Raw genomic sequence first — 20,523 nt, 5'->3', positions numbered from 1 at the left:
CCTGGCGGTCGGCCCTTCCCTTGTTGGGGGATTCGTGAAAGCGTTCACATTCACAAGCACTTGCAGTAATACCAAGGAGAGGTAGCAGCCATGGACTGGCGTCACAACGCCGTTTGCCGCGAGGAAGACCCCGAGCTCTTCTTCCCCATCGGCAACACCGGTCCCGCGCTGCTGCAGATCGAGGAAGCCAAGGCCGTCTGCCGCCGCTGCCCGGTGATCGAGCAGTGCCTGCAGTGGGCGCTCGAGTCCGGTCAGGACTCCGGCGTCTGGGGTGGTCTCAGCGAGGACGAGCGTCGCGCGATGAAGCGCCGCGCGGCTCGCAACCGGGCGCGTCAGGCCTCCGCCTGACGACCCCACCCCTGGTGACAGCCTGAGCTTGGCGGCGCGTGTGCGCCCGTCCGGAAGATTCCGTGGACGGCGCACACGCATCTCCCGCCCCGAGCCGCAGCGCGCGGTTCCCCCCGAAGCCCGACCCCGTTCGAGCAGGGGAACCCGAAGGAACGAGCATCAGCCCCGGACCCCGGTCCGGGGTCTTTTGCTGTCCGGGGCCATGTACGGCGGACCCGGCCCCGAGAAGGTCCGGGGATTACGCGTCCCCCTGGACCGGGATGTCGAGGATCACCCGGGTCCCCCGGCCCGGGGCCGGGACCATGTCGAAGGTGCCGCCCAACTCGCCCTCCACCAGGGTCCGTACGATCTGCAGGCCCAGGTTGCCGGCGGTGTGCGGGTCGAAGCCCTCGGGCAGGCCAACCCCGTCGTCCTGCACGGTGACCAGCAGGCGCGCCTCCCTGGACGTGCCGCCGCGGACCGCGGACACCTCGACGGTGCCGGTCTCACCCTCACGGAAACCGTGCTCCAGGGCGTTCTGCAGCACCTCGGTCAGCACCATCGACAGCGGTGTGGCGACCTCGGCGTCGAGTATGCCGAAGCGGCCCGAGCGCCGGCCGGCGACCTTGCCGGGCGAGATCTCGGCGACCATCGCGAGCACCCGGTCGGCGATCTCGTCGAACTCCACCCGTTCGTCCAGGTTCTGAGACAGCGTCTCATGGACGATGGCGATGGACCCCACCCGTCGCACGGCCTCCTCCAGCGCCGCCCGGCCGCGCTCGGAGCCGATCCGGCGGGCCTGGAGCCGCAGCAGCGCGGCCACCGTCTGGAGGTTGTTCTTCACCCGGTGGTGGATCTCCCGGATGGTCGCGTCCTTGGTGATCAGCTCGCGCTCGCGGCGGCGCAGTTCGGTCACGTCACGGAGCAGCACCAGCGACCCGATGCGGGTGCCCTTCGGCTTGAGCGGGATCGCGCGGAACTGGATCACCCCGTCGTCGGACTCGATCTCGAACTCGCGGGGCGCCCAGCCGCTGGCGACCTTGGCCAGCGCCTCGTCCACCGGCCCGCGCGAGGGCGCCAGTTCGGCGGTGGTCTGCCCGAGGTGATGGCCCACCAGGTCGGCGGCCAGGCCCAGCCGGTGGTAGGCGGACAGGGCGTTGGGGGACGCGTACTGCACGACCCCGTCGGCGTCGAGCCGGATCAGCCCGTCGCCGACCCGCGGCGAGGCGTCCATCTCCAGCTGCTGGTTCGCGAACGGGAAGGAGCCGGCCGCGATCATCTGGGCCAGGTCCGAGGCGCTCTGCAGATAGGTGAGCTCCAGCCGGCTGGGGGTGCGCACGGTGAGCAGGTTGGTGTTGCGCGCGATGACGCCGAGGACCCGCCCCTCGCGCCGTACCGGGATGGACTCCACCCGGACGGGGACCTCCTCGCGCCACTCCGGGTCGCCCTCGCGCACGATGCGGCCCTCGTCCAGGGCCGCGTCCAGCATGGGCCGGCGGCCGCGCGGGACGAGGTGCCCGACCATGTCGTCCTGGTAGGAGGTGGGGCCGGTGTTGGGCCGCATCTGGGCGACGGAGACGTAGCGGGTGCCGTCGCGCGTGGGGACCCACAGGACCAGGTCGGCGAAGGAGAGGTCGGAGAGCAGTTGCCACTCCGACACCAGCAGGTGGAGCCACTCGAGATCGGTGTCGTCGAGGGCGGTGTGCTGGCGTACGAGTTCGTTCATGGAGGGCACGTCAGCGAGCGTACCCGCGGGATCGTCGGGCCCGGAAACACCCGCGGGCCGCGGCGCCTGGGAGGGACCCTCAACCCTCCCGGCACCGCAGCCCGGAGCAATATCGGCCGTGGGGTGTGCGGTCCCGGTCGGCCGAAGGATGAGGAGCCGGGGCAGTCAGGGCAGAGAGCTCCGGATCCTCGGTCCGCCTTCCTGTGCGGGGAAGGCAGGCTTGTGTGTCCTGCTACGCATTGTGGACTAGACCACTGCCCCTGTAAATGCGTGGAACACCGTTCTTTTGTCGTCGCTCCGCGTCCACTTGGACGCAGGCGCGTCCGCACCGCAGCCTAACCCGAGCGGGTGGCTCGCGGGGGCGGCCGCGGCGGGAATTTCGGCGCGACCGCGCCCGACGGCCCGTGTCACCTCGGTCGGCGGGCCCCGCTCTGCTAGATTGAGATTGGTCTAAACCACATGGTCCCGCACCCCGGGACCCGTCCCAGTCGAGTCCACCGGAAGATCGGCAGGCCCACCGTGGAAGTTGTCATCGTTGCGGACGCCAAGGCGGGAGGCGAGACCGTCGCCGAGGCCATGGCCCAGCTGCTGCGGGCCAAGCCCGACGCCCTGTTGGGCGTGGCCACGGGATCCACGCCGCTGCCCGTCTACGAGGCGCTGGCGGCGAAGGTCCGCTCCGGCGCCACCGACATCTCCCGGGCGCGGGTCGCCCAGCTCGACGAGTACGTGGGGCTGCCGGCCGACCACCCCGAGTCCTACCGCTCGGTGCTGCGCCGCGAGGTCCTCGAACCGCTCGGCATCCCGATGGAGTCCTTCCTGGGCCCGGACGGAACCGCCGAGGACGTGCAGGGCGCCTGCGAGCGCTACGACCGGGAGCTGGCCGAGGCCGGCGGCGTGGACCTGCAGCTGCTGGGGATCGGCACGGACGGGCACATCGGGTTCAACGAGCCGTGCTCCTCGCTCGCCTCGCGCACCCGGATCAAGACCCTGACCGAGCAGACCCGGGTGGACAACGCCCGCTTCTTCGACGGCGACATCGACCAGGTGCCGCACCACGTCATCACCCAGGGCATCGGCACCATCCTGGAGGCCCGGCACCTGGTCCTGCTGGCCACCGGCGAGGGCAAGGCGGACGCGGTCGCCGCCACCGTCGAGGGACCGGTCGCGGCGGTGTGCCCGGCGTCCGCGCTTCAGCTGCACCCGCACGCCACCGTGGTCGTCGACGAGGCCGCCGCCTCCAAGCTGAAGCTCGCCGACTACTTCCGGCACACCTACGCCAACAAGCCGGAGTGGCAGGGGATCTGACCACCGCCCGTGGTCTGGACCAGCACCAGCCCCAGGGGTATACAAAAGGGATCACGGAGCGTACGGGGGACACCTCCCCGTCCCGAGCCGTGCCACGATGTCAGCCGTGGCCGACGGTCTGTCGGCCGCTTCGGCAGCCGGAGCCGGGAAGGCAGAGCATGAGCACCGACGTCAGCAGTGCGGAGAACGAGGGTGGGACCGCGGTCCGTACGGCGCGTGTGCCCAAGTACTACCGGCTCAAGAAACACCTGCTCGACATGACCGAGACGGCACCTCCCGGCACCCCGGTCCCGCCCGAGCGCACCCTGGCCGCCGAGTTCGACACCTCACGCACCACCGTGCGCCAGGCGCTGCAGGAGCTGGTGGTCGAGGGGCGTCTGGAGCGCATCCAGGGCAAGGGCACCTTCGTCGCCAAGCCCAAGGTGTCCCAGGCGCTCCAACTGACCTCCTACACCGAGGACATGCGCGCCCAGGGCCTGGAGCCGACGTCGCAGCTGCTCGACCTCGGGTACATCACCGCCGACGACCGGCTCGCCGGCCTGCTGGACATCACGGCCGGCGGACGCGTGCTGCGCATCGAGCGGCTGCGCATGGCCAACGGCGAGCCGATGGCCATCGAGACCACCCACCTCAGCGCCAAGCGCTTCCCCGCGCTGCGCCGCAGCCTGACCAAGTACACGTCGCTCTACACCGCCCTCGCCGAGGTGTACGACGTCCATCTCGCGGAGGCGGAGGAGACGATCGAGACGTCCCTGGCCACTCCGCGCGAGGCGGGCCTGCTCGGCACCGACGTCGGCCTGCCGATGCTGATGCTGTCGCGGCACTCGCTCGACCGGGGCGGGCAGCCGGTGGAGTGGGTGCGTTCGGTGTACCGGGGCGACCGGTACAAGTTCGTCGCGCGCCTCAAGCGCCCCCAGGACTGAGCCCCGAGCGCCCCCAAGACCGAGTTCCCGCGCCCCCAGGACCGAGACCGGACGGGCGCCGGACGGCCTCCTGGGGCGGCCGCAAAACCCGACAGACCGGGTGGTTGACAGGATTTTCGTTGCTGTTGCCTCTCGGTTGGGCGGCTGCTGAGTACCGCCCCTCCAACGGGGGGTTACGACCGCCCCGCCCCCTCACCTACATTGCCGCGAGCCAACGTCGGCGATCAGTGAGGGGACGGGAGCCGTCTGATGTCACAAGCCCCAGAAACAACACGAGAGCCGGTGGTGACGCCCGTGCGCGTCGTCATCGGCCTCTGTCTCGTCGCACCGTTCGTGGCCATGCTGTGGGTCGGGTCCTACGCCAAGACCGACCCGGCCTTCATCGGTATCCCGTTCTTCTACTGGTACCAGATGGCCTGGGTGCTGCTCTCGACCGTGCTGACGATGACCGCGTACAAGCTCTGGCAGCGTGACCAGCGCGGCCGTACGGCCACGAAGGGCGGTGCGGAGCAGTGAACGACGGCGTGAACGGCGTGGCACTCGCCGTCTTCATCTTCTTCTTCGTGCTCGTCACGGTGATGGGCTTCCTGGCCGCGCGCTGGCGCAGGGCCGCCAACGAGCACACCCTCGACGAATGGGGCCTGGGCGGGCGCTCGTTCGGCACCTGGGTCACCTGGTTCCTGCTGGGCGGCGACCTGTACACCGCGTACACCTTCGTGGCCGTCCCGGCGGCGATCTACGCGGCGGGCGCGGCCGGCTTCTTCGCGGTGCCGTACACCATCCTGGTGTACCCGCTGATCTTCACCTTCCTGCCCCGGCTGTGGTCGGTGTCGCACAAGCACGGCTATGTGACGACGTCCGACTTCGTGCGCGGGCGGTTCGGCTCGAAGGGGCTGTCGCTGGCCGTCGCGGTCACCGGCATCCTGGCGACGATGCCGTACATCGCGCTGCAGCTGGTCGGCATCCAGGCCGTGCTGGACGTGATGGGCGTCGGCGGCGGCGGCGAGAACACCAACTGGTTCGTCAAGGACCTGCCGCTGCTCCTCGCCTTCGGTGTGCTGGCCGCGTACACCTACTCGTCGGGTCTGCGGGCGCCGGCGCTGATCGCGTTCGTCAAGGACACGCTGATCTACATCGTGATCGCGGTGGCGATCATCTACATCCCGATCAAGCTGGGCGGGTTCGACGAGATCTTCGCCTCCGCGCAGGAGGCGTACAGCGAGACCAACCCGGCCACCGGTGCCCCGCGCGGCGCCCTGGTGCCGGGCGAGGCGGGCCAGTGGACGTACGCCACGCTGGCGCTGGGCTCGGCGCTCGCGCTGTTCATGTACCCGCACTCGATCACGGCGACGCTGTCCTCGCGCAGCCGTGAGGTGATCCGCCGCAACACCACGATCCTGCCGCTGTACTCGCTGATGCTGGGCCTCCTGGCGCTTCTCGGCTTCATGGCGATCGCGGCCGGGGTCAAGGTACAGAACGGCCAGCTGGCCATCCCGCAGCTGTTCGAGAACATGTTCCCGGACTGGTTCGCCGGTGTGGCCTTCGCGGCGATCGGCATCGGCGCGCTGGTGCCGGCGGCGATCATGTCGATCGCGGCGGCGAACCTGTTCACCCGCAACATCTACAAGGACTTCATCAAGCCGGACGCGACCCCGAAGCAGGAGACCGCCGTCTCCAAGGCCGTGTCGCTGCTGGTGAAGGTGGGCGCGCTGGCCTTCGTCCTGACCATGGACAAGACGGTCGCCATCAACTTCCAGCTGCTGGGCGGCATCTGGATCCTGCAGACCTTCCCGGCGCTGGTGGGCGGCCTGTTCACCCGCTGGTTCCACCGCTGGGCGCTGATCGGCGGCTGGGCGGTCGGCATGATCTACGGCACGGTCGCCGCGTACGGGGTGGCGTCGCCGACGCAGAAGCACTTCGGCGGCTCGGCCAAGGAGATCCCGGGGATCGGCGAGATCGGCTACATCGGTCTCACCGCCTTCGTGATCAACGTGGTGGTCACGGTGGTGCTCACATTCGTCATGCGGGCCCTCAAGGCGCCCGAGGGCGTCGACGAGACGAAGCCGGAGGACTACACGGCGGACGCGGGCGACCCCGGCGTCCGGACCGAGCTCCCGCCGGCCACGGCGGGCAGCGCGCACTGACGTCGCGGGACACAGGGCAGCGGGCCGCCGGTGGAAAACCGGCGGCCCGCTGTCGTGCCCGTGCGGCAGACTCCCCCGCATGGACATCGTCATCCGGCCGGTGACGCCCGGCGAGCACGCGGAACTCGGTGAGATCACCGCGCAGGCCTATCTCCAGGACGGCCTGCTGGACTTCGGGGAGAGCGACGCCTACCTCGGTGAGCTCAGGGACGTGGCGAAGCGGGCGGCCGCCGCCGAGGTGCTGGTCGCGGTGGAGCACGGCACGCTGCTGGGCGGGGTGACCTTCGTGCCGGGGCCCGGACCGATGGCCGACATGGCGCGGCCGGACGAGGCGGAGATCCGGATGCTGGCGGTGGCCGCGTCCGGCCGGGGACGGGGCGCCGGGGAGGCACTGGTGCGCGCCTGCGTCGACCGGGCACGGGCGACCGAGGGCCGCGCGCGGGTCGTGCTGTCGACCCAGCGCACCATGCGCGCCGCCCACCGCGTCTATGAGCGGCTGGGCTTCACCCGCGCCCCGGAGCGGGACTGGAACCCGCTGCCGGAGCTGGACGACATCATGCTCCTCACCTATGAGCTGACACTCTGACACCGACTCGACACAACATATGGGCTTGCTGGCGGCACCCGGCACAAGATGTATGCTCATGCTCGCTGTCGCCGCAGGGGAATCCGGTGCGAATCCGGAACTGTCCCGCAACGGTGTACCCCTGCCTGCCCACGGGCGCGCACGGGAGTCAGTCCGAGGACCTGCCGACAGTGCGCCCGGCCCGTCCGGTCCGGGTGCCCTGACGTCCGGGCCTCGCGGAATGGGCCGGTGGACGCGGCGCCGCGTGCGCTCGTGTGCTGCCCCCTGCGCTCTTCGAGGCCCCCGTGCCGAGCGAGGGAGAGCCCCACGTGACCATCGCGCCAGCCGATCCGGCTTCAGCGACCCGCGTGACCGAGGAGGGCGACGGCCCCGGAGCCGCGCTGCTGCGGACCCTGACCGAGCTGACCACCGACCTGCCCGACGCCGACCCCGGCCGGGTCGCCGCGGCCGCGCTGCGCGGCCGGTCCGCCGCCGCCGACGAGGCGGAGCTGCGGGAACTGGCCACCGAGGCGGCGGCCGGCCTGATCTCCGAGGACCCCGCCTACTCCCGGCTCGCCGCCCGGCTGCTGACCCTCGGCATCCGCGCCGAGGCCGCCTCGCAGGGCGTCACCTCCTTCACCGGGTCGGTCGCCACCGGCCACCGGGAGGGACTGATCGGCGACCGGACCGCGGCCCTCGTCCGGCTGCACGCCGCCCGCCTGGACGCCCTGGTCGACACCACGGCCGACGACCGCTTCGGCTACTTCGGGCTGCGCACCCTGCACAGCCGCTACCTGCTGCGCCACCCGGTCACCCGCAAGGTCGTCGAGACGCCCCAGCACTTCCTGCTGCGGGTGGCCTGCGGACTCGCGGAGGACGACAGCGAGCGGGCGCTGGACGAGGTCGCCGCCCTGTACGGGCTGATGAGCCGGCTGGACTACCTGCCCTCCTCCCCCACGCTGTTCAACTCCGGCACCCGCCACCCGCAGATGTCGTCCTGCTACCTCCTGGACTCCCCCAAGGACGAGCTGGACTCCCTCTACGACCGCTACCACCAGGTCGCCCGCCTCTCGAAGCACGCCGGCGGCATCGGCCTGTCCTTCTCCCGCGTCCGCGCCCGGGGCTCGCTGATCCGCGGCACCAACGGGCACTCCAACGGCATCGTCCCGTTCCTGAAGACGCTGGACGCCTCGGTCGCCGCCGTGAACCAGGGCGGCCGGCGCAAGGGCGCCGCCGCCGTCTACCTGGAGACGTGGCACGCGGACGTCGAGGAGTTCCTGGAGCTGCGGGACAACACCGGTGAGGACGCCCGCCGTACGCACAACCTGAACCTGGCGCACTGGGTGCCGGACGAGTTCATGCGCCGGGTCGACGCCGACGCCGAGTGGTCGCTGTTCTCCCCCGTCGACGTGCCCGAGCTGGTCGACCTGTGGGGCGAGGAGTTCGACGCGGCCTACCGCGCCGCCGAGGCGAGGGGCCTGGCCCGCAGGACGCTCCCGGCCCGCGAGCTGTACGGCCGGATGATGCGCACCCTCGCGCAGACCGGCAACGGCTGGATGACCTTCAAGGACACCGCCAACCGCACCGCCAACCAGACCGCCGAGCCCGGCCAGGTGGTCCACTCCTCGAACCTGTGCACGGAGATCCTGGAGGTCACCGACGACGGGGAGACCGCGGTCTGCAACCTGGGGTCGGTCAACCTCGCGGCCTTCGCCGGCCCGGACGGCATGGACTGGGAGCGCCTGGACGCGGCGGTCCGTACCGCCGTGACGTTCCTGGACCGGGTGGTCGACATCAACTTCTACCCGACCGAGCAGGCGTCCCGGTCCAACAGCCGCTGGCGCCCGGTCGGTCTGGGCGTGATGGGGCTGCAGGACGTCTTCTTCCGGCTGCGCATGCCGTTCGACTCCCCCGAGGCGAAGGCGCTCTCCACCCGGATCGCCGAGCGGATCATGCTCGCCGCGTACGAGACGTCCGCCGGGCTGGCCGAGCGGCACGGCCCGCTGCCGGCCTGGGAGAAGACCCGTACGGCCCGGGGCGTGCTGCACCCCGACCACTACGGTGTCGAGCTCACCTGGCCGGAGCGCTGGGAGGCGCTGCGCGTCCGGATCGCGGCCACGGGCATGCGCAACGCGCTGCTGCTGGCCGTCGCGCCGACCGCCACCATCGCGTCCATCGCGGGCGTGTACGAGTGCATCGAGCCGCAGGTGTCCAACCTGTTCAAGCGCGAGACGCTGTCCGGGGAGTTCCTCCAGGTCAACTCGTACCTGGTGGAGGACCTCAAGCGGCTCGGCGTGTGGGACGCGCGCACCCGGGAGGCGCTGCGCGAGGCGGGCGGCTCGGTGCAGCACTTCGCGTGGATCCCGGAGGACGTCCGGCGGCTGTACCGCACGGCCTGGGAGATCCCGCAGCGCGGCCTGATCGACATGGCCGCCGCGCGCACCCCGTTCCTGGACCAGGCGCAGTCGCTGAACCTGTTCCTGGAGACGCCGACCATCGGCAAGCTCTCGTCGATGTACGCCTACGCCTGGAAGCAGGGGCTGAAGACCACCTACTACCTGCGCTCCCGCCCGGCGACCCGGATCGCCCGCGCGGCCCGCGCCGCCGTACCCGTCCCCGTCCAGCAGCCGGCCGATCCCGAGGCCGTCGCCTGCTCCCTCGAGAACCCCGAATCCTGCGAGGCCTGCCAGTGACCACCAGCGCGACGAAGAACCTGCTCGACCCCGGCTTCGAGCTGACCCTGCGCCCCATGCGCTACCCCGACTTCTACGAGCGCTACCGGGACGCGATCAAGAACACCTGGCACGTCGAGGAGGTGGACCTGCATTCGGACGTCGCCGACCTGGCGAAGCTGACCCCCGAGGAGCAGCATCTGATCGGTCGGCTCGTGGCGTTCTTCGCGACCGGCGACTCGATCGTGGCGAACAACCTGGTGCTGACGCTGTACAAGCACATCAACTCGCCCGAGGCGCGGCTGTACCTGTCGCGGCAGCTGTTCGAGGAGGCCGTGCACGTCCAGTTCTACCTGACGCTGCTGGACACCTATCTGCCCGACCCGGACGACCGGGCGGCGGCCTTCGCAGCCGTGGAGAACATCCCGTCCATCCGGGAGAAGGCCGAGTTCTGCTTCCGGTGGATGGACTCGGTGGAGAAGATCGACCGGCTGGAGTCCCGGGCCGACCGGCGCCGCTTCCTGCTCAACCTGATCTGCTTCGCGGCGTGCATCGAGGGCCTGTTCTTCTACGGCGCGTTCGCCTACGTCTACTGGTTCCGCAGCCGGGGCCTGCTGCACGGGCTGGCGACCGGCACCAACTGGGTGTTCCGCGACGAGACCATGCACATGTCGTTCGCGTTCGACGTGGTGGACACCGTGCGCAAGGAGGAGCCGGAGCTGTTCGACGAGGAGCTCGGCCGGCAGGTCACCGACATGCTGCGCGAGGCGGTCGAGGCGGAACTGCAGTTCGCGCGGGACCTGTGCGGCGAAGGGCTGCCGGGCATGAACACCGCGTCGATGCGGGAGTACCTGGAGTGCGTCGCCGACCAGCGGCTGGTGCGGCTGGGCTTCCCGCCGGTGTACGGGTCGGAGAACCCGTTCTCCTTCATGGAGCTGCAGGGCGTCCAGGAGCTGACCAACTTCTTCGAGCGCCGTCCGTCCGCGTACCAGGTCGCCGTGGAGGGCACGGTCGACCTGGACGAGGACTTCTAGGGCCCGGGCGCCGGGTCCGTCTCACGCCGCGCGTGCGTGACGGCGGGAGGCGGCCCGGTGCTGCGGGCGGGACGCGGCCGGGTCGGGCGGCTCGGTGGCGGGGGCCGCCTGGGCCTGGCGGATCTGCCGGTCGATGCGGCGGTCGCGCAGGATGCCGATCACGGCGGGCGCGGTCATCAGGACGAACAGGCCGAGAACGGCCACCATCGAGATCAGTGCTTCCATCTGCGTCGTGTTCATGTACACCACTGTCGCGCCGGACACTCCTGACCGGCAGTGGCAGGACTGCCGTACACCCTCGATTTACTGCCAGTCGTGGGGCACACTGAAGGCATGCTCCGGAATGTGGCGGCCGTCCTCCTCGACGGCGTGAACCCCTTCGAACTCGGCGTGGTGTGCGAGGTGTTCGGCATCGACCGCAGCGACGACGGGCTGCCGGTCTACGACTTCGCCGTCGCCTCTGCGGACGGGCCGTCGGTGCGCGCCAGTACCGGCTTCTCGCTCCAGGTCGAGCACGGTCTGGAACGTCTGGAGACGGCGGACCTGATCACCGTGCCGGCCGGCGCCTCCTTCGTGTCGCGGGAGTTCCCGCCCGAGCTGCTGGACGCGCTGCGCCGGGCCGTGGACCGGGGCGCGCGGGTGCTGAGCGTGTGCTCGGGGGTGTTCGTGCTGGCCGCCGCCGGACTGCTGGAGGGCCGCCGCGCCGCCGTCCACTGGAAGCACGCGGAGGAACTGGGCCGCAGGCACCCCCATCTGACGGCGGAGCCCGACGTGCTCTACGTCGACGAGGACCCGGTGTTCACCTCGGCGGGCACCGCCGCCGGCATCGACGCCTGCCTGCACCTGGTGCGCAAGGAGCAGGGGTCCGAGGTGGCCAACCGGATCGCCCGGCGGATGGTGGTGCCCCCGCACCGCGACGGCGGGCAGGCCCAGTACATCGAGCGCCCGCTGCCGCAGCCCGGGGGCGACTCCGTCGCCGAGGTGCTGGTGTGGATGGAGCGGCACCTCGACGAGGAGGTCACCGTCGAGCAGCTCGCCGCCCGCGCCCACATGTCCCCGCGCACCTTCGCCCGCCGCTTCCAGCAGGAGACCGGCACCACGCCCTACCGCTGGATCCTGGGGCAGCGGGTGCTGCTGGCCCAGCACCTGCTGGAGCGGACGGACGAGACGGTGGACGCGATCGCCGGCCGTACCGGTTTCGGCAACGCGGCCGCGCTGCGCCACCACTTCGTCCGCGCGGTGGGGACCACGCCGCAGTCCTACCGGCGCGCGTTCAGGGGCCCGGAGGCCGCCTGAACGCGCGCCGCTCGGCCGGTCAGCGGGGCAGCGCCCGCAGCATCAGCCGGCGGGGCCGCAGGGTGATGCCGATGCGCGGCCGGGCGTCGGACCCGGACGCGTGCTCGAAGCGGTAGGCGGTGGCCACCACCGCGGTGATGAGCGTGAGCTCCGCCATCGAGAAGTGGTCGCTCGGGCACTTGCGGTTGCCCACGCTGAACGGGCTCATCGCGAACTTGGGCACGTCCTTCGACCGCCCCGGGAGCCAGCGGTCGGGGTCGAAGTCATCGTTCCGCTCGTACGACCGCCGGTCGCGTTGGATCGCGAACGGGCTGTAGATCAGGTCCGCGCCCTTCGGAATGCGGTAACCGCCGAGTTCTGTGTCGGCCACCGCGCGGCGGGTCAGAATCCATACGGCCGGATACAGCCGCAGGGTCTCCGTGACGACATTCGCGGTGTACGTCAGCTTACGCACGTCCTCGAATGCGACCGGCCGGTCACCGACGACCGATTTCACCTCGTCGCGGATCTTGTCGCCGAGTTCCGGGTGCTCTGTGAGAACCAGGAGCAGGGACATGACCGTGGATCCGACGGTTTCGGCGCCGGGGGTCAGGATGGCGATGACCTGATCGTGGATCTCCTGTTCCCCGATGGGGTCGCCATTGTCGTCCTTCGCGTCCAGCAAAGCCGTCAGCAAATCGTCCGGTTTTTGACCGCTTGCCCGTCGGTCGGCGATGATCTCGTCCACCAGGACATGCAAATCGGCCAGCGCCCGGTTGAATTCCCGATTGGACGGGAGGGGCACCTTGTAGAGCGGCCCGAGCGGTACCACCATGCGCTGGTACATGCCGCTGAACAGGGTGGCCAGGTCCGTGCATATGCGCTCGGCCCGGTCGTCCATGTAGCTGCCGCGCATGAGGCAGCGGGCGGTGACGCGCACCGCCGCGCGGAAGGACTCCGCCGTGATGTCCAGCGGCTTGCCGGCGCGCCAGCGCTCCACCAGCGCGTAGGCCTCCTCGGCCATGATCGGGCCGTAGGCGGGGATCGCGTCGAGCCGGAACGCGGGCTGTATGGTGCGCCGCTGGCGCCGGTGCAGCGGTCCGTTGGCGGTGGCCACGCCCTCCTTGCCGAGCAGGCTCTCCAGCGACTCCCACAGGGGTCCGGCGATGATGTAGTCCGGGCTGAGCGCCACGGCGCCGGTGAGGGCGGGGGTCGTGACGGCGTACACGGTCTTGGGTCCGAGCTTCAGCCGGACGACGTCTCCGTGGTCGCGCAGCTGCGAGAGGAAGGCCAGCGGATCGCGCACCAGCCGCCAGCCGTGGCCGAGGAGCGGGACGGTGCCGCCGGCCACGGGCGGCTCGCGCAGTTCGGTCGTCGGGGCGTTCGGGGTTCCTACCGACTCGACGGTCATTTCTCACCTTCCGTTGCGTTGTTGACGTACGGGGGCGTGGACCGGTCGTCCCAGCTGTCGACCCGGTACCGGCCGGACTCGTGGTGGAACCAGTAGACGGAACTGAACCAGTTCCGCATGTTGCCGACGCAGGCGCGCACGGCGGCGCTCGTCTCCTTTCCGCCCACCGTCCCGTCGTCGAGACGGTCGGCGAACCGTAATGCCTCCTTCTCGACGTCCAGGAAATCGTTGACGCATTCCTCAACGCGGCGCCTCACATCGGCGATCGCCTCTTCGAGGGTCATTCCCTCGTGGGTGACGAGACTGATGCCGAGATTGTGCACCTCATTGCCTGCGATTTCCTTGGGCAACGAACAGAGGTCGTTGTACCAGGCGGCGAATTCCTGACTGAGCAGGGCCGCTTTCCGGTAGACCTGGTTCTTCCTCACCTCGTCCGGGAGTTCGCATCCCGCGCTCGGCTCCAGAAGGTCGGTCCAGATCCAGTGCGCGAAGGTGAGGCGGCGCAGTTCCAGGTATTCCTCGACGGTCGGGACGATCCCTTCCGTACGGTTGTGGAATTCCCGGTCGTACGCCTCGATGACGGTGTGGAAGTGGCGCGCGAAGCGGGCGTTCCAGCCGCCCGGCAGGAAGGTGAACAGCCGCTGCACGCTGTCGGCGAGCCCCGCGACCACGGGGTCCTCGTGACCGAGGTGGTCACCGGGACGGTCGAGGGCGTTGTGCAGCAGGTCCTTCAGGCGCCGCCAGGAGTCGGGACGGCCGTGCACGATGTCGCGGTCGTGACGGTCGTCCCAGACGAAGAACCAGGCGCTGTAGTCCGCTATCGCCTGCAGGACCTCGTCGGGCGCGCCTATGTAGTAGCCCGCCATGAGGTCCGTGTAGCACAGGCCGTCGGCATATTCCTCCACCTTCTCCGGGGTCATGAGCCGCTTTTCGAGCAGCCATGCCCGGGTCGCCCTCTGGAGCTTCGGCCAATACGGGTGGAGTTGCCGGGGAAACGCCGCCTCGATCACCGGAAGAGACAGCGCCGGTGGAACTGCGATGGTGGTCGGTGTCGATGTGGTGCCGTGTGACAAAGCATGCACGAACAATCCCCTCTCAGCCGCCAGTTGAGCGCCCGCCCCCCGAGCCGGGCGCACGCCGTGCGTATCCCCGCACCTCCATTCAGCACCACAAGCGACCGTTCTGGGAACGGATTTGCTTCTTTCACTACCTTTGGTTGCGCACAGACGAACGGCGCCCGTCCGGGATGTGCCGGATCGGGCGCCGTGCGCGCGGGGTGGAGTGAGCCGTGATACGGCCGTCAGTCGTTGGCGACCACGGGGTAGCGCGGCTCGTTCTCGGCCATCTGCTTGAGCGCGGCCTTGCGCTCCCGCTTCGACAGCCGGTCGATGTAGAGGTAGCCGTAGAGGTGGTCCGTCTCGTGCTGCAGGCAGCGTGCGAAGTAGCCCGTGCCGCGCACGCGGACCGGGTTGCCCTTCTCGTCCTGGCCGGTCACCTCGGCGTAGTCGGGCCGGGCCAGCGGCGCGTACGCGGTCGGCACGGACAGGCAGCCCTCGCTGCTGTCGTCCAGCCGGCGCTGCTCGGCGGGCAGTTCGACCAGCTTGGGGTTGCAGACCACGCCGACGTGACGCACGCCCTCGTCGTCCGGGCAGTCGTACACGAAGACCTTGAGGTCGACACCGATCTGGTTCGCGGCCAGGCCCACGCCCTCGGCGGTGCGCTGGCTGGCGAACATGTCGGCGACCAGCTGCTGCAACTCCTCACCGAAGTCCGTGACGTCCTGGCACTCCTTGTGCAGCACCGGGTTGCCGACCACGGTGATCGGGCGGGAGGTGCCACGCTCCCGCCAGGCCGCCTCGCGCTCCTCGCAGTCCTCCGTGTCGATGACGTAGCCCTCGTCGTCGACGGGGAGCACGCCCGCGTGCTGCTGATCGGTGTCCTGCTGAGCCATGACCGACGTGTGCCTTCCTGAGATGACCGAGAATGCTGTGACAAGGGTAAGTGCAACGCCCCAGGAAGGGGCGCGGGGCAGCATCGATGTGCGGCTCCGCCGCGTGGGCGCGACAAGCCACAGCCGACCCGCAGCCGGGCCGCGGCCCTCAGCAGACCTCTTCGAGATCCCGCCAGTCCCGGGAGTCCGGACTGTCGGCGACCCACCCGTCCAGCAACCCCCGCACCAGAGCCGCGGGCGCGGCGATGCCGCATTCCCTCTCCGGCACCCACAACTGCCCGTCGGTGCGGTGCCCGAGCGGTCCGGGATGCCCCGGCTCACTGTGGTCGTGAGGATCGAGATGCTCGCCGTCACCCTCGTCGGAGGGCATCCGCGACTCCGAGCACATGCGGCACAGCAGCCGCACCGACGACGACCAGTCCTCCGCCGCGAACCCGGCGTCGGAGGCGAGCTGTTCCAGCGCGTCCCGGTCGGCCTCGGACGCCGCTTCCAGCAGCACCACCCAGGTGGGCACCGGCGAGGGCGCCCACAACTCGATCTCGTCGAACACCGGATAGGTGTGCCCGGCGGCGGTGCTCCGCTCGCCGTGCGGCACCCCGTCGTGCAGGACGACCTCGCCCCAGCGGCGCCCGGAGGACGGCAGCGGGATGGACAGCACCTCGATGCGGGCCGGGTCGAGCCGCCGCCCCCACACCACCTCGGCCTCCCCCTCCGGGGACAGCCGTACGGCCGCGCTGCCCAGGTCCATGCCGAGAGGCTCGCCGGAGCCGGTGGCGGAGCCGGGCACCTTGAGGCCGTACGCCTGCCAGGCCCGGCGGGCCAGCGGCCAGTCCTGCAGGGCCGTCGCGGCGATGCCCACGTTCCACCAGTCCGGCGCACCGGTGTCCCGGTCGAGCAGGGCCACGGCGCGCAGTCCCGCCGCGCGCGCCTGCTCCCAGTCGTGCCGGAACTTGTGCAGCAGCGCGAGGTTGAACCAGGACTCCGACAGCCAGGGCTCCAGATCGGCGGCCCGGGTCAGCAGCGCGCCCGCGTCCTCGTACCGGCCGTCGCCGATGAGCGTGAACGCGCGGTCCGTGGCCTGCCGCCAGGAGGCGGAGGGCCGGTGACGTCCCTTGCCGAAGATCCTCACGATTCCCGCCTGCCAGTTCCGTTCGGTGGGCCGGCCGCAGCGGTCGGCGCCCCCGGACACCCTCTCCTTCGCATCCAACCACGTGCGGCCGCGAGGCCGCTCATTACCCATGGGTTACCCAGCATGGCAGGCCGCCAGACCGCCTCGCCCGGGTCCCTCACCACGACCGGTCGACCTGCTCACGCGCCCCCTCCGTGTTCCGGGACAGCACCCTCGCCAGGGCCTCCACGACCTCCGGCGCGTACTCCCCGGCGGCCTTGAGCCGCAGTTCCTCCAGCGCGGTCAGCGGCCCCCCGGGCCCTCTTTCCCGGGACTTCTCGTCGTAAGCGTTCACCACCCGGACGATCCGGGCGGCCGGCGGCTGCTCGTGGTGCGGGTCGGCCTGGCGTTCCACGATCACGGCGACCCGGGGGTCCACACCGGTCTGGCGCACCACCGCGCCGCCGAGGAGCGCGATCCGCCGCTGCTCGGTGACCGGCAGCTCGGCGGTGGCGCCCGCGGGGACCGCGTCGACGAGGCTGAGCTGGCCGATGTCGTGCATGAGCGCGGCGTACTCCAGCACGGTCAGCTCCGGTTCGGTCAGGCCCAGGTCCCGGCCCACCGCCTGACTGAGCGCGGCGACCCGGCGTGAGTGGCCGTGCGGGGTGTATCCGGCGATCTCGGTGGCCCGCGCCAGGGAGGCGATGGTCTGCCGGTAGGTGGCCCGCACCGCGGTGTACCGCCGGTGCGACAGCTGGGCGAGCAGCAGCGGCACGGAGAACACCGGCAGCGCCCACAGCCCCACGACCGCCACGCCCAGCGCCATCACGGCACCCGTGGCGACGACGGCGGCGCCGATCCCGGGCACGGCCCGCAGTTCGTCGCGCAGCAGCGGCGGGAAGGGCCAGCCGGTGCGGGAGTGGGACAGCGCGGCGGCGAGCACGGCGTCGCACAGCGCGGTCAGCGACAGCAGGACGAGGAGCAGCAGCGCGTGCGACGGTCCGCTGAAGTCGTCGAAGGCGCCGCGGGCGTGCAGCGGCTGGAAGCACACGGCGACGAAGCCGACGGTCAGCACCCGCCGGGTCACGGGGTCCAGGGCGGGCCCGTCGCCGCGCCCCACGTGCGGGACGCTGCCGAGCAGCGACGCGGCGAGCACCACGGTGACGACCTGGGCGGCGCCGTGGTGGGTGCCGTGCCCCGCGGTCTCACCGAGCAGCGCGTACGCCAGTGAGCCGGCGGCGGCGAGCGGCGCGGCCTCCCGGATGCCCCGGCCGCCCCGCCGGGTGAGCTCGCCGACGGCGACCAGCGTGCCGAAGGCCAGGGCCGTGCCGCGGTCCTCGATGCCGTCGTGGAGCGTCATCCCCAGCGCCCCGGCGGCGAGGACGGCGGCGCACAGGTGCACGACGGTGTGCAGCCGGGGCCTCACCGGCGCGCCCCGGGGCGGCCGGTGGCCGGTGCGGCGGGTCCGGGGACGGCCGTCGGCCGGGGTTCGTCGGCGGTCACCGCCGGGTGCCAGCCGGCACGGCCGATCGCGCGGACCAGCGCCCGCACCATCCGCGGGTCGAAGTGGGTCCCGGCGCACCGCTGGAGCTCCTCCAGCGCCACCGGCACCGGGCGCGCCCGGCTGTAGCTGCGGGTGGAGGTCATGGCGTCGAAGGCGTCGGCGACGGCGACCACCCGGGCCGACTCGGGGATCTGACCGCCCGCCAGGCCGTAGGGGTAGCCGGTGCCGTCGAGCCGCTCGTGGTGGTGCAGCACCGCCGCGCGGGCCTCGCCGAGGAAGGAGATGCCGCGCACCATCTCGTGCCCGTACTCGGGGTGCAGTTCGATGATCCGCCGTTCCTCGGGGGTGAGCGGGCCGTTCTTGGTGAGCAGCCGGGTGGGCACGCCGAGCTTGCCGACGTCGTGCAGGATGCCGGCGAACCTGAGCGTCTCGACGCGGTCGTCGTCCATGCCGAGTTCCCGCGCGATCAGCATGGAGGCCCGGCCGACGCGTTCGCTGTGGCCGCGTGTGTAGCCGTCCTTGATGTCGACGGCCTGCACCAGCGCGCGGATCGTGGCCTGGTGGGCGGCGCGCTCCCGGTGGTACTGGGCGAACGCCCACCACGAGACGCCCATCGGCAGCAGCACCAGCAGCGCCGCCACCGGGCCGTACGGGCTGCGCCACAGCAGGGCCATCATCAGTCCGGCGAGGCCGTGCACGGTGAGTGGCGCGAGGGAGCCGAGGAACAGCCGCGACCAGGCGGCCGGGGCGGCGGCGGCCCGGCCGCGCGGGAGGCCTCCGGGGGCCGGAGCCAGGACGCCGCCGTCGAGCAGGGTGAGGACCAGGCAGAACGCGAGCACGGCGGCGCCGGCCGTCGCGAGGGCGCCGGGCATGTCGCAGTGCGCGACCGCGTCCCGGCCCCCGGTCTTGAGGTGGACCAGGCTCGCGGCCCAGACGGCGACCACCAACTGCCCGGTGCGCCAGAGCCGGCGGGCGAGGCGGGGGCGGTGCTCGACGGGGAGCAGCAGCGCGCCGGGCAGCGCGACCAGGGCCGCGGCGGTCGGCGGCAGCAGGAAGGCCCCGGCGAGGAGCACGGGGTGGAAGGTGCCACCCGGGTGCGGGCCGGCGACGATCCGGGACCGGGCGAGGCGCTCGCAGCCGGCGTACAGGGCGGCGAGCAGGACGACCGGCCACCAGGGGAAACGCGGGTCGGGCAGGGACGACAGCACCCCCGGCCGGGGCAGGCCCGGCAGGGGGAGCAGACAGAGCAGACCCAGAAGGGTGACGCAGACCAGATACACCCGGGCCCGCGCCGGTAACGCTTCCATGAGCCCCTCCCCCGACCGCGCCGCGCGCGATGTGCCGCCTGCCAGGCTCGGAGCCTAGGCGGGACGGGGCTGCCGCCGCGGGCGGACCGCTCGCGGATTAGCACAATCGGGTGACGCGGCGTCCGGGGAGGGACGTGGGGTCAGGACTCCTGCGGGGCCGTCGCGACGTCCTGGTCGGGCACGGACTCACCCGAGCGGATCAGCTCGATCCGGCCCATGACCTTGGACCGCAGGTCGCCCGGCACGTCGTCCTGTCCGCAACACCGCTTGACGAGCTTCTTCACGGCTTGCTCGAGCCCGTACTTCTCCAGGCACGGCGAGCACTCCTCGAAGTGGTGCTCGAACTTCACACAGTCGGAATCCGGCATCTCACGGTCGAGGAACTCGTAGAGATGATCGAGGATTTCGCTGCAATCCGTCTCGTGCGGCTCTCCGCAGCTCATGACCCCGAGCCTTTCGCTTCGTTCGACTCTCCGGCACCGGCCGGGACCAGTCCGCGCTCGCGCGCGTAGTCCTCGAGCATGCCGCGCAGCTGACGACGTCCCCGGTGCAGCCGGGACATGACCGTACCGATGGGTGTCCCCATGATGTCGGCGATCTCCTTGTAGGCAAAGCCCTCTACATCGGCGAGATACACCGCGATGCGGAACTCCTCCGGGATCGCCTGCAGCGCCTGCTTCACGTCCGAGTCCGGCAGGTGGTCCAGCGCCTGCGACTCGGCGGAGCGCAGACCTGTGGACATGTGCGACTCGGCACGCGCCAGCTGCCAGTCCTCGATCTCCTCGGCCGCGCTGCGCTGGGGTTCGCGCTGCTTCTTGCGGTACGAGTTGATGAAGGTGTTGGTGAGGATCCGGTACAGCCAGGCCTTGAGGTTGGTGCCCTCGCGGAACTGGTGGAAGGACGCGTATGCCTTGGCGTACGTCTCCTGCACCAGGTCCTCGGCGTCGGCCGGATTGCGTGTCATGCGCAGCGCGGCCGAGTACATCTGGTCGAGGAACTCGAGCGCGTCCCTCTCGAAGCGCGCACTGCGCTCCGCGGTCGACTCCGCGCCCTTGTCGCCCTGGCCCTCGGGCTGCTCCGCCTGGCCGTGTTCGGTCCCTGCGTCGGTACCGGGAACCGGACCCACCTCCTCGAATGTCGTCGCGAGACCGAGACCGGCCTCACCCGAATCGGAGGATAGACGACGATCCGGTCCGCCCGCCGCCCGAATGGGGGCGGTCTTGGCCGCGTGCAGCACCGTCCAGTCCAGGTCGGCGCGGGCACTGCGGCTC

Annotated in this window: 19 protein-coding genes and 1 riboswitch; of the genes, 9 read left to right on the top strand and 10 right to left on the bottom strand. The window is 71.1% G+C overall.

Going from position 1 to position 20,523, the window contains the following annotated elements; genetic code table 11:
* Positions 1–90: 90 nt before the first annotated feature.
* Complete coding sequence (locus tag B100_RS0110665) at positions 91–348, top strand: WhiB family transcriptional regulator (protein WP_003992873.1); 258 nt, start codon at positions 91–93, stop codon at positions 346–348.
* 238 nt (positions 349–586) lie between these two features.
* On the opposite strand, the gene B100_RS0110660 is transcribed toward B100_RS0110665, so the two are convergent.
* On the bottom strand, positions 587–2,053 hold the full coding sequence (locus B100_RS0110660) for a PAS domain-containing sensor histidine kinase (protein WP_024884422.1): 1,467 nt from the start codon (positions 2,051–2,053) through the stop codon (positions 587–589).
* A 519-nt stretch (positions 2,054–2,572) separates the two neighbouring features.
* Between B100_RS0110660 and nagB the strand changes: the two genes are divergently transcribed.
* From nagB to B100_RS0110625, 7 genes are all read left to right on the top strand, one after another.
* Positions 2,573–3,358 carry a glucosamine-6-phosphate deaminase gene (gene nagB / locus B100_RS0110655; RefSeq protein WP_024884421.1) on the top strand — a complete coding sequence of 262 codons (786 nt, stop codon included), beginning with the start codon at positions 2,573–2,575 and terminating at the stop codon, positions 3,356–3,358.
* 158 nt (positions 3,359–3,516) lie between these two features.
* Complete coding sequence (locus tag B100_RS0110650) at positions 3,517–4,281, top strand: GntR family transcriptional regulator (RefSeq protein WP_024884420.1); 765 nt, start codon at positions 3,517–3,519, stop codon at positions 4,279–4,281.
* A gap of 249 nt (positions 4,282–4,530) precedes the next feature.
* Positions 4,531–4,797, top strand: coding sequence for a DUF3311 domain-containing protein (locus tag B100_RS0110645; RefSeq protein WP_024884419.1), 267 nt, complete (start codon positions 4,531–4,533; stop codon positions 4,795–4,797).
* A complete protein-coding gene (gene mctP, locus B100_RS0110640) occupies positions 4,794–6,425 on the top strand; it encodes a monocarboxylate uptake permease MctP (protein ID WP_024884418.1) in 1,632 nt (543 codons plus the stop codon). Before B100_RS0110645 ends, mctP begins: the two co-directional genes overlap by 4 nt.
* Positions 6,426–6,504: 79 nt before the next feature.
* Positions 6,505–7,011, top strand: a complete 507-nt coding sequence (locus tag B100_RS0110635) for a GNAT family N-acetyltransferase (RefSeq protein ID WP_024884417.1) — start codon at positions 6,505–6,507, stop codon at positions 7,009–7,011.
* A gap of 15 nt (positions 7,012–7,026) precedes the next feature.
* Positions 7,027–7,194, top strand: a riboswitch (cobalamin riboswitch).
* Positions 7,195–7,319: 125 nt separating this feature from the next.
* Positions 7,320–9,683, top strand: coding sequence for a ribonucleoside-diphosphate reductase subunit alpha (locus B100_RS0110630; RefSeq protein WP_024884416.1), 2,364 nt, complete (start codon positions 7,320–7,322; stop codon positions 9,681–9,683).
* A 56-nt stretch (positions 9,684–9,739) separates the two neighbouring features.
* On the top strand, positions 9,740–10,696 hold the full coding sequence (locus B100_RS0110625) for a ribonucleotide-diphosphate reductase subunit beta (protein WP_486585623.1): 957 nt from the start codon (positions 9,740–9,742) through the stop codon (positions 10,694–10,696).
* Positions 10,697–10,717: 21 nt separating this feature from the next.
* Here B100_RS0110625 and B100_RS0110620 read toward each other — a convergent pair whose 3' ends face one another.
* Complete coding sequence (locus B100_RS0110620) at positions 10,718–10,936, bottom strand: hypothetical protein (RefSeq protein WP_051489969.1); 219 nt, start codon at positions 10,934–10,936, stop codon at positions 10,718–10,720.
* Positions 10,937–11,029: 93 nt separating this feature from the next.
* On the opposite strand from B100_RS0110620, the gene B100_RS0110615 reads away from it, so the two are divergent.
* Positions 11,030–11,992, top strand: coding sequence for a helix-turn-helix domain-containing protein (locus tag B100_RS0110615; RefSeq protein WP_024884413.1), 963 nt, complete (start codon positions 11,030–11,032; stop codon positions 11,990–11,992).
* Positions 11,993–12,011: 19 nt separating this feature from the next.
* Here B100_RS0110615 and B100_RS0110610 read toward each other — a convergent pair whose 3' ends face one another.
* From B100_RS0110610 to sigR, 8 genes are all read right to left on the bottom strand, one after another.
* The gene (locus B100_RS0110610; protein ID WP_024884412.1) at positions 12,012–13,382 is read right to left on the bottom strand and encodes a bifunctional albaflavenone monooxygenase/terpene synthase; all 1,371 of its coding nucleotides are present in this window, start codon (positions 13,380–13,382) and stop codon (positions 12,012–12,014) included.
* Positions 13,379–14,464 carry an epi-isozizaene synthase gene (cyc1, locus tag B100_RS0110605; RefSeq protein WP_051489968.1) on the bottom strand — a complete coding sequence of 362 codons (1,086 nt, stop codon included), beginning with the start codon at positions 14,462–14,464 and terminating at the stop codon, positions 13,379–13,381. The genes B100_RS0110610 and cyc1 overlap by 4 nt, the downstream gene beginning before the upstream one ends.
* Positions 14,465–14,682: 218 nt before the next feature.
* Positions 14,683–15,333 (bottom strand): peptide deformylase, encoded by a 651-nt coding sequence (gene def, locus B100_RS0110600; protein ID WP_024884410.1) that lies wholly within the window; start codon positions 15,331–15,333, stop codon positions 14,683–14,685.
* A 148-nt stretch (positions 15,334–15,481) separates the two neighbouring features.
* Positions 15,482–16,462 carry a tetratricopeptide repeat protein gene (locus B100_RS0110595; RefSeq protein WP_024884409.1) on the bottom strand — a complete coding sequence of 327 codons (981 nt, stop codon included), beginning with the start codon at positions 16,460–16,462 and terminating at the stop codon, positions 15,482–15,484.
* A gap of 157 nt (positions 16,463–16,619) precedes the next feature.
* Positions 16,620–17,867: an HD domain-containing protein gene (locus B100_RS0110590; protein WP_024884408.1), complete on the bottom strand. Its 1,248-nt coding sequence runs from the start codon at positions 17,865–17,867 to the stop codon at positions 16,620–16,622.
* Positions 17,864–19,252, bottom strand: a complete 1,389-nt coding sequence (locus B100_RS0110585; protein WP_024884407.1) for an HD-GYP domain-containing protein — start codon at positions 19,250–19,252, stop codon at positions 17,864–17,866. Before B100_RS0110585 ends, B100_RS0110590 begins: the two co-directional genes overlap by 4 nt.
* Before the next feature lie 140 nt (positions 19,253–19,392).
* On the bottom strand, positions 19,393–19,695 hold the full coding sequence (gene rsrA / locus B100_RS0110580; RefSeq protein WP_024884406.1) for a mycothiol system anti-sigma-R factor: 303 nt from the start codon (positions 19,693–19,695) through the stop codon (positions 19,393–19,395).
* The gene (gene sigR / locus B100_RS0110575; RefSeq protein ID WP_024884405.1) at positions 19,692–20,378 is read right to left on the bottom strand and encodes an RNA polymerase sigma factor SigR; all 687 of its coding nucleotides are present in this window, start codon (positions 20,376–20,378) and stop codon (positions 19,692–19,694) included. Before sigR ends, rsrA begins: the two co-directional genes overlap by 4 nt.
* Between the last annotated feature and the right edge of the window lie 145 nt (positions 20,379–20,523).

The organism is Streptomyces sp. CNH189, from assembly GCF_000527195.1.
Note: the sequence above shows the minus strand (reverse complement) of the source record. Positions and strands in the feature narration are given on the sequence as shown.

Coding starts and splice junctions, on each gene's coding strand:
- B100_RS0110665 (WP_003992873.1), top strand. CDS start 91: ATGGACTGGCGTCACAACGCCGTTTGCCGCGAGGAAGACCCCGAGCTC.
- B100_RS0110660 (WP_024884422.1), bottom strand. CDS start 2,053: ATGAACGAACTCGTACGCCAGCACACCGCCCTCGACGACACCGATCTC.
- B100_RS0110650 (WP_024884420.1), top strand. CDS start 3,517: ATGAGCACCGACGTCAGCAGTGCGGAGAACGAGGGTGGGACCGCGGTC.
- B100_RS0110645 (WP_024884419.1), top strand. CDS start 4,531: ATGTCACAAGCCCCAGAAACAACACGAGAGCCGGTGGTGACGCCCGTG.
- B100_RS0110635 (WP_024884417.1), top strand. CDS start 6,505: ATGGACATCGTCATCCGGCCGGTGACGCCCGGCGAGCACGCGGAACTC.
- B100_RS0110625 (WP_486585623.1), top strand. CDS start 9,740: ATGCGCTACCCCGACTTCTACGAGCGCTACCGGGACGCGATCAAGAAC.
- B100_RS0110620 (WP_051489969.1), bottom strand. CDS start 10,936: ATGAACACGACGCAGATGGAAGCACTGATCTCGATGGTGGCCGTTCTC.
- B100_RS0110615 (WP_024884413.1), top strand. CDS start 11,030: ATGCTCCGGAATGTGGCGGCCGTCCTCCTCGACGGCGTGAACCCCTTC.
- B100_RS0110610 (WP_024884412.1), bottom strand. CDS start 13,382: ATGACCGTCGAGTCGGTAGGAACCCCGAACGCCCCGACGACCGAACTG.
- def (WP_024884410.1), bottom strand. CDS start 15,333: ATGGCTCAGCAGGACACCGATCAGCAGCACGCGGGCGTGCTCCCCGTC.
- B100_RS0110585 (WP_024884407.1), bottom strand. CDS start 19,252: ATGGAAGCGTTACCGGCGCGGGCCCGGGTGTATCTGGTCTGCGTCACC.
- rsrA (WP_024884406.1), bottom strand. CDS start 19,695: ATGAGCTGCGGAGAGCCGCACGAGACGGATTGCAGCGAAATCCTCGAT.